Origin of the sequence: Marisediminicola sp. UYEF4, assembly GCF_040546025.1 — a bacterium.
Taxonomy (GTDB): Bacteria; Actinomycetota; Actinomycetes; order Actinomycetales; family Microbacteriaceae; genus Marisediminicola.
The window spans coordinates 112,061-124,268 of sequence record NZ_JBEPNA010000007.1 but is presented as its reverse complement, the minus strand read 5'-3'; the positions used below and the strand labels follow the sequence as shown (position 1 = coordinate 124,268).

Below are 12,208 nucleotides of genomic sequence, written 5' to 3'. Positions count from 1 at the left end.
ATCCCGTCGGTATCCAGCGCGTCACGCCAGGAGATCGACAGCTTCCGCACGGTGTCCGCTGGATGGTGGGCCGCGAACTCGACCAACTCCTCCTCCGCGGCGACCAAGTGTTCCGGCAGTGCGCGCGGGGTCGCCTGCGTCAGGGCGGTGATGATCGACTGGGCCGCATCCACTTGCACGACACCGGTGTTAACCGCATCAGCAACGACAGGGAACGGGGCGGGGAGGCGTTCCCCGAGCAGTGACACCGGGGCGGTGGTCGCCTCGCCCAGTCGCACCGTTTTCCCGGCTTCGGCGAGGGTGACCCGGCCCAGCTCGGTGATCAGCGATGCCGGGGAGGTGTGCCCGGACGATTTCGCGAGCCCGCCTTGGCCCAGCGAGGGGCGGGAGCGCACACTGAGCTCCCCCGCGGCACGCACCAGCAGCGCATCAACCTGCCGTTTCAGGGTGTACCCGGACCGGAGCGCCCGCAGCAGGCCCGCATCGGACATGGTCTCCACGTCCAGCTGGGCGGGGGCGACACTGATTGTCCCAAACGATGTGCCGGCTGCCGCGCCGGGAGCGCCGGGCGCGCCAGTGGCCGGGTGTTCGCCGATCTGATCGCCGAACCCGGTGAGCGCACCAGCCCACACGGCCGCGAACGCAGCAGCGCTGTCGATGAGCGGATCGGTTGTCTTGCACATACCCACATACTGACAGGCACCACCGACATTCCCGCAGACACCAAACAACACCCTGATCTGCGGTATTGCCTGTGGACAACCCTCCCGGAACAGGCCCTGTGGAGGAGGAGTCGACGGCACCGCGACACGCGGTTTCGACACGCGCGCCAGAGCGCGCGACTCAGTCGACGGGCTGCAGCGCGTCCTGCGCGATGCGCTTGTCGCCCGCGTAGATCACCATCGATGAGCCGCGCATGAAGCCGACGAGGGTCATGCCCACCTCGGTCGCGAACTCAGCGGCGAGCGACGAGGGGGCCGAGACGGCAGCGAGCACCGGGATGCCTGCCATCATCGCCTTCTGGGCGAGCTCGAAGCTCGCCCGGCTCGACACCATGAGCACGGTTCCGGCCAGCGGCAGGCGGTTCTCCTTCACAGCCCAGCCGATGACCTTGTCGACCGCGTTGTGGCGGCCGACGTCCTCGCGCGCGACAAGCATCTCGCCGGTCGTGCCGTCGAACAGCGCCGCCGCGTGCAGCCCGCCGGTCTTTTCGAACACGGCCTGGGCCGCCCGCAACTTGTCGGGGAAGGTGCTGAGGAGCCCGGCATCCACGACGAGGGGGTCCTCGTCGACCGAGAACGCCGACTTGGTGCGCACGGCGTCAATGCTCGCCTTGCCGCACAGCCCGCAGGAACTGGTCGTGAGGAACGACCGCTCGAGGCTGGGGTCGGGAGCAGCGACTCCCGGGGCGAGCGTGACATCGAGCACGTTGTAGGTGTTGACTCCGTCGGCGGTCGCCCCGGCGCAGTATCGCGCGGTGAAGAAGTGCTCGCCCGTGGTGATGATGCCCTCGGAGACGAGAAAGCCGGCAGCGAGGTCGAAGTCGTGGCCGGGAGTGCGCATGGTGACCGCGAGGGAGCGCCCGTTGACGCGCATTTCGAGAGGTTCCTCGACGGCGAGCACGTCATCGCGTATCACCGACGATTCACCCAACTTCACCCGAATGATCTTGCGTCTGGCCGTGATTCTCGTCATTTCACTCCCACTCGTGCCCGTTCCAACCCCAACGCTGGCTGGACTCCCATTCTTCCCCGCTCGGATGGGTGTGAGCGGCGGGACGGCGAAGCCGCCCCAGATAACGGTTGTGGGAGCGCTCTCAAATAGACCTTGTCTTTTGTCGCGAGGCTGTTCTATGGTTCATGGGAGCGCTCCCAAATGGCCCACCAACGGGGGTGGCAGTTGAGCGCGTGCCGGTTTCGCAACGAGGCGGACCGGGAATCAAGGGGGAGCACATGAATATCCACGATCGCGTCCATGTACGAGCGGAGCGCCGGGGGAGGGGAGACACCGGCAGGCCTCGAACACGGGGCATTGCCGTCTTCACTGCCGCGGCCGTCATCCTCGGCGGTTTCACCGCTACCGGCGCCGCGTACGCCGAAACTCTTCCGGTTGGAACCGGCAGCTACACCACCGACGCCGTCGGCCCGGCTCCCGAGGGCTGTGGGCCGCTCGCGACGGATGCCCGTGCCTACGTCACCGACTCCGCCCCCGCCGGCGCAGTCCCCACCAACGACTGGTGGTCGTCGCTCCTGTTCAAGAAGTACAACTGCGTCGGCAGTGAGCCGCTGCACGCTCACCCCCTCTCCTACCTCCCGCAGGCTGCCGGGCTGGGCCTGTCGAACACCACCACGCCGACCGTGAACGGCACACCCGGCGGCATCGGAGAGTTCCACTACGCCTACGCGCAGGATGTCATCGTCGGCGTCGCCGGCCTCACCGCCCCCGTCGTCGAGGTCGCGGACTGGACCGACTGGACAGTGACCCCGTCGTGGAGCGACGGCACCCGGTCGATGACCGCGACGATCGGCCACGGCCTCCCGTTCGGCTGGTACGACATCGCGGGCGGCGACGCCGTCATCACGGCCGGAGCCGACCTGCGCGTCTGGCTCAACGACGCCGAGCGCATCGGCTTCAGCTCGGGCGGCGCGGACTACGTCGCCTTCGCCCCGACGGGTGAGGCCTGGACCATCGCCGGCAGCACGCTCACGAGCACCCTCGGTGGGAAGGGCTACCTCTCCGTCGCTGCCCTGCCGACGAACCCCGCGGACACGGATGCTGCCCGCACGGCGATCGCCGATGATTACACGCCCTACGCGTACGCCAAGGTCACCGGAACCCGCGCCGACTTCGTCTACAACGAGGCGGAGAGCATGGTCGAGACCACCTACACGGCCGAGACCGAGGTGCTCGAGGGAACCAACTCCGGAACCGTGCTGTCGCTCTACCCTCACCAGAGCGTCTACCTCGACGGCGTGACCGGCGACGGCCCGTCGGCGGGCGCAACCCTGGACCGCACCTACGTCTCCCCTCGCGGAGCGATGACGACGCTCGTCGGCGCCACCTCGTTCACGACCGCCACCCCGTTCACGGGTGTGCTGCCGGAGCTCCCCGCCGTCGCCACCGGCGAGGGCGACGCCAACGCCCGCCTGGACGCGCTTCTCGACCAGGTCGCCGCCGACCCGATGAGCATCGACAACGACGACACCTACTGGACAGGCAAGGCGCTCGGCCGCGCCGCCCGGATCGTGGAGATTGCCGACCAGCTCGACCGCACCTCGGTGCGCGACACGGCGCTCGTCCAGATGAAGGCGACGCTCACCGACTGGTTCACCGCCTCGCCCGGCGAGACCGAGCAGCTGTTCGCGTACAACGACAACTGGGGCACCCTCGTCGGGTTCCCGGCATCGTACGGCTCGGACAAGGAGCTCAACGATCACCACTTCCACTACGGATACTTCATCGTCGCCGCGGCGACGCTCGCGCGCTTCGAGCCGGAGTGGGCCGCGCAGTCGGCCTACGGTGGCATGGTCGACGAGCTGATCGCGGACGCGAACGGCTTCGACCGCGACGACACCCGTTACCCCTACCTGCGCGACTTCGACATCTACGCGGGCCACGACTGGGCATCCGGTCACGGCGCGTTCGGTGCCGGCAACAACCAGGAGTCGAGCTCCGAGGGCCAGAACTTCGCCAACGGACTCATCCAGTGGGGCACCGCCACGGGTGACACCGCTACGCGCGACGCGGGTATCTACCTCTACGCGACGCAGACCGCCGCCATTCAGCAGTACTGGTTCGATGAGTCGGGCGCCATGCCGGATGCGTTCGGGCACAGCACCGCGGGAATGATCTGGGGCGACGGCGGCACCTACTCCACGTGGTTCAGCGCCGAAGCCGAGATGATCCAGGGAATCAACACCCTGCCGATCACCGGCGGACACCTGTACCTGGGCCTGCGCCCGACGGACGTCGTGGAGAACTACAACGAGATGGTCGCCGTCAATGGCGGCAACCCGGACGTCTGGCAGGACATCGCCTGGTCGTACCTCGCGCTCGGTGACGCCCCCGCGGCGCTCGCCAAGCTCGACAACGACCGCGAGTACCCCGAGGAGGAAGGTGAGAGCCGCGCTCACACCTACCACTGGATCGCGAACCTCGCGAGCCTCGGAACCCTCGATGCCAGCATCCACGCCGACGACCCGATGGCGGCCGTCTTCAGCAAGGACGGAGCCACGACCTACGTCGCGAGCAACATCACGCAGGCGCCGATCTCCGTCACGTTCTCGGATGGCACCGTGCTCGATGTGCCGGTGGGCCAGACGGTGACGTCTGGTGCGCAGGTCTGGAGCGGCGGCGGCGCGCCCAGCGGAACCGAGGAGCCGACGGATCCGACCGATCCGGGAACTCCTCCGGCCGCGACCACGACCACCTTCTACCTCGGCACCAACGGGTCGTTCCGCGCGGAGCCGGGCGCGGCGGCGACGACCACGCTCGCCCCGCGCACCGGGATGGATGCTGTCGGCGATGCGTCGGCGGGACTCGTCCTCACGGCGGAGAACCTGAACGGCACCTTCGCCGGCAGCCGCACCGTCTTCGATATCGGAGTTGACACCCTCGGGGTCGGCAACGCCACGCGAATCAGGGTCTCGTATGACCTGACCGGCGACGGCACGTACGACCGGATCGAGACGTACAACTACTTCCCGACCGACCCGGTGCCCGGCTACGAGCGCTACACCGCCGACCGCGGAATCGCCGAGGTCGTGGGGGACCTGGGCAACCTGGTCGACGGGTCGATGAAGGTCGAACTGTGGAACGTGCTCGGCAACGCGGAGTCCACGATCGACCTCGCGACCTCGGTCGTGAAGGCTCCGTTCGCCGGGCTCGTCCTCGGCGACCCGGGAACCGACCCGGACCCGGAGCCTCAGCCCGAGGTCGTCGTGCCCGGAAGCCCCGGCGAGGTGATGCTGACCCCCGTGGACGGCACCACCATCGCCGTGGCCTGGGACGCACCGCTCGAGACCGGCAGCAACCCGGTCACCGACTACCGACTCGAATACCGGGTGACCGGTACGACGGAGTGGACGCAGGTGTACGACGCGGTCACGGCCACGACGGGCGCCCGGATCCGGATGCTCGTACCCGGCACGGAGTACCAGGTACGCGTGCAGGCGGCATCCGCCGCCGGGCTGGGGGAGTTCTCCCAGCCGGTCGCGGCGAGCACCTTCTCGCCGCCCGCCGCACCGCGCGGGGCAGTCGTCAAGGTGCAGGGCAAGGCCCTGCTGGTCTCGTGGACGGCACCGACCTCCGACGGCGGCTTCGCGATCACGGACTACGTGATCGAGACGTCGGCCGACGGCGAGAACTGGAGCACGTTCGGCGATGGCATCAGCACTGCGACGAGCGCGAAGGTCACCGGCCTCGCCGGCAAGACCGCGTACTCCGTGCGGATCGCGGCGGTGAGCGACGTCGGGACCGGCGCCTGGCTCACCACGACGGCCAGGACGAAGTAGCCCCACCGCCGGCCGGGCGATACCAGTGACGCCCTCGCATCAACCCGATGCGGGGGCCTCACCGGTTCGCGCGCGTAGTCGACTCGAATCGCAAAATCTATCCCCTCGCCTCAAGATCCTTGCTGCGGCTACGTTGAATCGAGGCCTTGAGTCTCGTGATAAATCGTGCGCGGTCTGGTGTGCGAGAACGAGAAATGGATCGTGAATGCCGGTACCACCCGCAGATGAGTCGCTCGGCCGGGTGCTCGGCAACCGGTATCGACTCGAGCATGTTATCGGCAGGGGTGGCACGGCAACTGTCTACCGGGCTGTGGACGAAGCCCTCGGGCGTGCGGTCGCGATCAAGCTGTTCAACCTCCGCGCCGAACCCGAGCGCGAGGAGGGCGAGATCGCGCTTCTTGCGAGCCTGGAGCACCACGCGATCGTGACGCTTCTCGACGCGGGTGTCGATTGGGATGCGCAGGGCCGGCCCACCCGGTACATCGTCATGGCGCTGGTCACGGGGTCCACCCTCAGCGACCGCCTGGCGATCGGGGCGATCGCGCCGCGCCACATTGGCGAGATCGGTTACGACATGGCCGAGGCGCTGCACTACGTGCACGCACACAACGTGATCCATCGCGATATCAAGCCCTCAAATGTGCTCCTCGTCGACTACGGCAGCGACGAGCCGCGAGCCCGTGCGATGCTCACCGACTTCGGCATCGCCCGTGCTGACGACGTGGACCGCCTCACGGCGGAGGGGGTCACGACAGGCACCGCCGCCTACCTGAGCCCCGAGCAGGCCTCCGGCGGCACCGTCGGGCCGGAGTCCGACGTCTACTCGCTCGGGCTCGTGCTCCTCGAGTGCTTCACGCGCGCCGTCGAGTTTCCCGGCACGGTGATCGAGTCGGTGGTCGCCAGGTTGACGCGGGAGCCCGCGATCCCGGAGCACCTGCCGGAGCATTGGCACCAGCTGCTGACCGCCATGCTCGCGAGGGACGCGGCGGCCCGGCCATCGCGACGGGAGCTCGTGTCGATGCTGCGCCAGGCAGTGATTCTGGATAGCTCGCGGCACAAGGACGATGCGGACGACGATCTCGTCTTCGGCTCGGGGTCGCGCGGGCGAGACACCGGGGTTCCCGGCATCCTCGACACCCTTCCCACCGACGCCCTCGACCGGGTCACAGCCATCGCGGCGCGGCTGTTCAACGCCCCCGTGGGAATCGTCAGTGTCGTCGACCGCGACCGCACGTGGTTCGCGTCGCACTACGGGGCGGACGTCGAGGAGATCGTTCGCAGTGTCGATCTGTCCCAGGCGGCACCGCCCGAGGAGCATCCCGTCGTGGTCCCCGATGCCCGGACCGACCCCCGTGCACAGGACAGCCCACTCGTGACCGGTCCGCTGGGTCTGCGCTTCTATGTCGGGGTGCCGCTGAAGCGCGGCGACGGGCAGACGATCGGAACCCTCTCGGTTCTCGACTTCGTGCCGGGGACCGCGTCCGAGGCCCAGATCGCGAGCCTCAAGGACCTCGCGGCCCTCGTCGTCGCGCAGCTCGACCTGCGCCACGAGGGGCTTCGGACCACGCGAGAGGTTCCGCCGGCCGCCCCTGTCGCCGCCGCGACCGCTCAGCCGCCGATGTAGGACATTTCAATTCGCTTCTTGCCGGATGCCCGGAGGCCCCCGGTCGCCGAGCCGCGCCGCTCCGAGTAGTTGTCGCTGCGCTGGCGCCAGATTGCGGCCATCGCGCCGGAGAGCTCGTCGTCGGAGCATCCTCCGCGCATGAGCGCCCGTAGGTCGTGGCCCTCGGTCGCGAACAGGCAGGTGAAGAGCTTGCCGTCGGTCGACACCCGCGCGCGCGAGCACGAGTGGCAGAACGACTGGGTGACGCTCGAGATGACGCCGATCTCGCCGCCGCCGTCGACGTAGCGCCAGCGCGAGGAGGTCTCGCCGTTGTAGTTCGGTGCTATCTCCTCGAGGGGGAGTTCGGCGTGGATGCGGCTGATGACCTCGGCCGACGGCACGACGCCGCTCATCTCCCAGCCGTTGCTGCTGCCGACGTCCATGAACTCGATGAAGCGGAGGATGTACGGGGTCCCCTTGAAGTGGCGCGCCATCGCGACGATGTCCTGGTCGTTCTGGCCGCGCTTCATGACCATGTTGATCTTGACGGGACCGAGTCCGACCTCGTGCGCGATGTCGATGCCCTTGAGCACCTTCGCGACAGGGAACTTGACATCGTTCATCGCCTGGAAGGTCGCGTCGTCGAGCGAGTCGAGCGAGACGGTCACTCGCTTGAGGCCGGCGTCCTTGAGGGCCTGCGCCTTGTGGGCGAGGGCCGACCCATTGGTCGTCAGGGCGATGTCGATCTCGCGCCCGTCCGGGGTGCGCAGCTCGGCAAGCATTCCGACGAGCTCCTCGAGACCCTTGCGCAGCAGCGGCTCGCCGCCGGTAAGGCGGATCTTCTCGACGCCGTGGGCGACGGAGACCCGAGCCAGGCGCGTCATCTCCTCGAAGCTGAGCAGCTCGTCGCGTTCCATGAACGCATAGTCCTTGCCGAAGACCTCTTTGGGCATGCAGTAGACGCACCGGAAGTTGCACCGGTCGGTGACCGACATGCGGAGGTCGTGCAGCGGGCGGTTGCGGGTGTCGAGCAGCGCGCCCGGGGTCTGGGGGGTGTCGGCGCCGGTCATACCTCGACCATAACCCGCGCGCGGTGGGAGTTGGACCCCAGCGGCAGTCCGGTAGGGGTCGGAACCTTGATAGGTTCGGCGAGGTGAGCATCGACGACAACACGAGACCACTCGAGCCGGGGATCGTCACCGACTTCTCCCAGAAAATGAACTACGGTTCCTATCTTGCCCTGGACGAGTTGCTGAGCATCCAGCGCCCGCAGAGCTCGCCCGTCCACCACGACGAGCTGCTGTTCATCATCCAGCACCAGACCAGCGAGCTCTGGATCAAGCTGCTGCTGCACGAGCTGCGTTCGGCCCGCGACCTGCTCCGTGCCGACGACATCCGCACGGCCCTCAAACGTATCGCCCGCGTCAAGCACATCCAGGAGGTGATGACGCAGCAGTGGTCGGTGCTGGCCACGCTCACGCCCTCCGAATACTCCGAGTTCCGCGATGCGCTGGCGAGCTCGTCCGGGTTCCAATCGCACCAGTACCGCGCCGTCGAGTTCATTCTCGGCAACAAGAACGAGAAGATGCTCGCGGTGTTCGACAGCGACCCCGCGTCGCGGCAGGTGCTCAGCGACCTGCTCGATGAGCCGAGCCTCTACGACGAGCTGTTGCGCTATCTCAGCCGCGCCGGCCATGCCGTGCCCGACTCGATCCTGAATCGGGATGTCAGCAAGGCGCACACCTTCACGCCGGAACTCGTTCCCGTCTTCAAGCGAATCTACGAGAACGCGAGCGAGTACTGGGAGGCGTACGAGGCCTGCGAGGAGTTCGTCGACCTCGAGGACAACTTCCAGTTCTGGCGGTTCCGGCATCTCAAGACGGTGGGTCGCACCATCGGCACGAAAATGGGCACCGGCGGGTCGTCCGGCGCCGACTTCCTGCAGCGCGCGCTGAACCTCACCTTCTTCCCGGAGCTGTTCGCGGTGCGATCCGAGATCGGCCGCTGACCGACCGGCCGAAGCGCGAGGGGCACTCAATTGGTGATCGGGGCGCCAGCGTGAAAAAATCGTCGCTTCTGATGTAGCGGCCGCTGTTCGGTCCGGTGATGGGGGCGATGGCGTGCGCGCGAACTCAGCTGTGCCCGCCGCCGTGGCCGTCGGGGTCGCCATCGCCGTCGGCGCCGTGTTCGCAAGCGAGCTGGAGGGCCTGCGGATGGGCATGCTCACCCGCGACATCCACTCGCTGAGTGCATCGGGTGGGGTCGTGCTGCCCCATTACGCTGGCTCGCTGAGGATGCTGACGATCATGGTCTGGACGGCGGGCAGCACGCTGGCATTCGCCGCCGCGGCGGTCGCGCGCCCGCAGCGCACGTGGCTGCTCGTTCTCGGCGGGCTGCTGCTCGTGATCGCCGCCGACGACGCCTTCATGCTGCACGACGGGCTCGGGCTGCCCGAGATCGGCTTCGTCATTGTGTATGGCGTTGTCGCCGGATGGCTCGCGTACGGCTCGCTTGTGCACCTTCGTGATGGATCCGGGACGGCAATTCTTGTCGGGGGTGCAGCGTTGGCACTGTCGGCCGCCTTCGACCTCGTGGCTACCGACCCCTATCTGCTCGAGGACCACTTCAAGCTGATCGGGGCGCTCGTGTTGCTGACCATCGGCCCGACGATGATCGCGCGGATTCTCGCCGACCGCCCCGTGGACCGCATCGCCGGCGAGCACGAGTCGCGGGTGAAGGCCACGGTCTGACCGCGTACGCCGTAGCGGCGCTCTCCCGGGCAACGCAGTCGCGCAGCCGCTGGCCTACGAGGCTGCGACCTCGAGTCCGAGGGCGGCAGCGACCTGCGGGTTCGTGACTCGCCCGGCGTGCACGTTGAGTCCCTTGGCCAGCGCGGCGTCATCGGCGATCGCCCGCTCCCAGCCCTTGTCCGCGAGTGCGAGCACGTAGGGGAGTGTGGCGTTGGTCAGTGCGCGGGTCGAGGTCGCCGACACCGCTCCGGGCATGTTCGCGACGCAGTAGTAGATGCTGTTGTGTACCGCGAAGGTCGGATCGTCATGCGTGGTCGGACGCGACCCTTCGAAGCATCCGCCCTGGTCGATTGCGATGTCGACGAGCACGGAGCCCGGCTTCATCTCCGCCACCATCGCGTCGGTGACGAGCTTCGGTGCCTGCGCGCCGGGGATGAGCACGGAGCCGATCACGAGGTCGGCCTCGCGCACCTGGGCGGCGATCTCGTAGGAAGTCGACGGGCGGGTCTGCACGTGACCGGCGAAGCGCACCTCGAGCTGGCGCAGGCGCGGGAGGGACAGGTCGATGATGGTCACGTCGGCTCCCATGCCGAGCGCGTTCGCGGCCGCATGCTCGCCGGCGACCCCGCCGCCGATGACGACGACCTTGGCCTTCGGAGTGCCGGGCACGCCGCCCATCAGAATTCCCTGGCCGCCGACGGCGCTCATCAGGTGGTACGCGCCGACCTGCGCGGCCAGGCGTCCGGCGACCTCGCTCATCGGTGAGAGCAGCGGCAGGCTGCGGTCGGGCAGTTGCACGGTCTCGTAGGCGATTGCGGTGGTGCCCGAGGCGATGAGCGCGTCGGTGCATGCGCGTGAGGCGGCGAGGTGCAGGTAGGTGAACAGCACCTGGCCCTGCCGCATCAGCGGGTACTCGGATGCGATGGGCTCCTTGACCTTGAGCAGAAGCTCGGCCGCGGCCCAGACCTCGGCGGCGGTCTCGGCAATTGTGGCGCCCGCGGCCGTGTAGGCCGCGTTGTCGAAGCCCGAGCCGACCCCGGCATCCGACTGGATGAGCACATCGTGGCCGCGGCGGGTGAGTTCGTGCACGCCGGCCGGCGTCACGGCGACCCGATTTTCGTTGTTCTTGATCTCGCTGGGGATCCCTACGCGCATGATGCCGCTCCGCTCCGTGCCGTGCCGATTGATTGGTGGTACTTATTGTGCAGATTTCGCGGTCTCCGTAGGGAGTCACCGAATTTCACGGTACTTTTGGGCGAGAAGTGAGTCATATCCGCGAGAAAGGCCAGGGTGAGTGATGGGTGCTCCGCAGAATATTCAGCCACGTCAGCTCGACGATGTCGACAGGGTGATCATCGACCTGCTGCAGCAGAACTCGCGGGCGTCGAATATCCAGCTCGCTGTCGCCGCCGGCATAGCCGAGTCCACCTGCATCGCCCGGGTTCGGGCTCTCGTCTCGAGAGGCGTCGTGAGCCGATTCACGACCGAACTCGACCCGGCGGCGCTCGGTCTCGACCTGCAGGCGCTGATCAGCGTCGGCATCCGGGCGGGCCAGCGCCACCTCATGTCGAGCTTCCAAACCGAGGTGCGCGCTCTGCCCGGCGTCGTGCAGGTGTTCTTCCTCAGCGGTGCCGAGGACTTCATCATCCATCTCGCCGTGCGCAACTCGGCCGAGGTGCGCGAGTTCGTGCTCCAGCACCTCTCCGTGCATCCCGCCGTGGCATCGACCCGCACGAGCATGGTCTTCGACCACGAGTACAACGGATTCCTCGCGGGGGAGGCCTCCGGGGAGTGAGCGCTCAGCCGGGCACCTGCGACGAGACCACCGCGAGCACGTTGCCCGCCGGGTCCCTGAACCAGGCGATCGCCGGCTCACCGGCCTCGTCGCGCATGATTCCCTTCGCGTCGTTCGGAGGCATGTCGGCCAGCTCGCTGTCGTCGTAGATCTTGGTCGTCACGCCCCTGGCGTTCAGTTCGTCGACGCTCTTCTCGACGTCATCGCTGAGGAAGTTGAGAACTGTGAATTCCGCAGGCTTGTGGTCGGGCTTGGCATAGATGAACGTCTGCCCGCCGCCGCCGAGCCGAACAGTGAGGTTGCCCATCATCCCGTCCTCGACGCCGAGTCCCAGGGTGTCGCCGTAGAACCGTCGGGCGGCGTCGATGTCGTCGACCGAGAACGAGCTGAAGGCCTCCGTTGTGCTGAACATTCCTGTCTCCTTTCTGGATTGCATCGCATGATCCCCTCCGAGAATTCCACTGCCGGATGCCGCGGTCCAGCCCTTGCGGTGCGGGCCGGTGGTCCGGCGGCCGGGAGGCGTGCCGCCCAGCGGCGATAGATTGGA

9 protein-coding genes and 1 pseudogene are annotated in these 12,208 nt (G+C 67.7%); 5 read left to right on the top strand and 5 right to left on the bottom strand.

Annotated features, from left to right (window positions below; translation table 11 throughout):
• Both ABIB15_RS08950 and fdhD read right to left on the bottom strand, forming a co-directional pair.
• A pseudogene (locus ABIB15_RS08950) lies at positions 1–683 on the bottom strand (hypothetical protein); the annotation flags it as partial.
• 160 nt (positions 684–843) lie between these two features.
• Entirely contained in the window at positions 844–1,695 is an 852-nt protein-coding gene (gene fdhD, locus ABIB15_RS08945; RefSeq protein ID WP_354477129.1) for a formate dehydrogenase accessory sulfurtransferase FdhD, read from the bottom strand.
• Between the two features lie 257 nt (positions 1,696–1,952).
• On the opposite strand from fdhD, the gene ABIB15_RS08940 reads away from it, so the two are divergent.
• Together ABIB15_RS08940 and ABIB15_RS08935 are read left to right on the top strand one after the other, a co-directional pair.
• Complete coding sequence (locus ABIB15_RS08940; protein ID WP_354477127.1) at positions 1,953–5,513, top strand: glycosyl hydrolase; 3,561 nt, start codon at positions 1,953–1,955, stop codon at positions 5,511–5,513.
• Between the two features lie 205 nt (positions 5,514–5,718).
• The gene (locus ABIB15_RS08935; RefSeq protein ID WP_354477124.1) at positions 5,719–7,137 is read left to right on the top strand and encodes a protein kinase domain-containing protein; all 1,419 of its coding nucleotides are present in this window, start codon (positions 5,719–5,721) and stop codon (positions 7,135–7,137) included.
• On the opposite strand, the gene moaA is transcribed toward ABIB15_RS08935, so the two are convergent.
• A complete protein-coding gene (moaA, locus tag ABIB15_RS08930; RefSeq protein WP_354477121.1) occupies positions 7,122–8,186 on the bottom strand; it encodes a GTP 3',8-cyclase MoaA in 1,065 nt (354 codons plus the stop codon). The two genes, ABIB15_RS08935 and moaA, sit on opposite strands and share 16 nt — an antisense overlap.
• 83 nt (positions 8,187–8,269) lie before the next feature.
• Here moaA and ABIB15_RS08925 point away from each other — a divergent pair, with 83 nt between their 5' ends.
• Positions 8,270–9,124 carry a tryptophan 2,3-dioxygenase gene (locus ABIB15_RS08925; protein WP_354477118.1) on the top strand — a complete coding sequence of 285 codons (855 nt, stop codon included), beginning with the start codon at positions 8,270–8,272 and terminating at the stop codon, positions 9,122–9,124.
• 112 nt (positions 9,125–9,236) lie between these two features.
• On the top strand, positions 9,237–9,866 hold the full coding sequence (locus tag ABIB15_RS08920; RefSeq protein ID WP_354477116.1) for a DUF8692 domain-containing protein: 630 nt from the start codon (positions 9,237–9,239) through the stop codon (positions 9,864–9,866).
• A 54-nt stretch (positions 9,867–9,920) separates the two neighbouring features.
• On the opposite strand, the gene ald is transcribed toward ABIB15_RS08920, so the two are convergent.
• Positions 9,921–11,021, bottom strand: coding sequence for an alanine dehydrogenase (ald, locus tag ABIB15_RS08915; RefSeq protein ID WP_354477113.1), 1,101 nt, complete (start codon positions 11,019–11,021; stop codon positions 9,921–9,923).
• A 142-nt stretch (positions 11,022–11,163) separates the two neighbouring features.
• Here ald and ABIB15_RS08910 point away from each other — a divergent pair, with 142 nt between their 5' ends.
• Positions 11,164–11,661, top strand: coding sequence for an Lrp/AsnC family transcriptional regulator (locus ABIB15_RS08910; RefSeq protein ID WP_354477110.1), 498 nt, complete (start codon positions 11,164–11,166; stop codon positions 11,659–11,661).
• A 4-nt stretch (positions 11,662–11,665) separates the two neighbouring features.
• On the opposite strand, the gene ABIB15_RS08905 is transcribed toward ABIB15_RS08910, so the two are convergent.
• Positions 11,666–12,073 (bottom strand): VOC family protein, encoded by a 408-nt coding sequence (locus ABIB15_RS08905; protein WP_354477106.1) that lies wholly within the window; start codon positions 12,071–12,073, stop codon positions 11,666–11,668.
• Positions 12,074–12,208 lie beyond the last annotated feature (135 nt).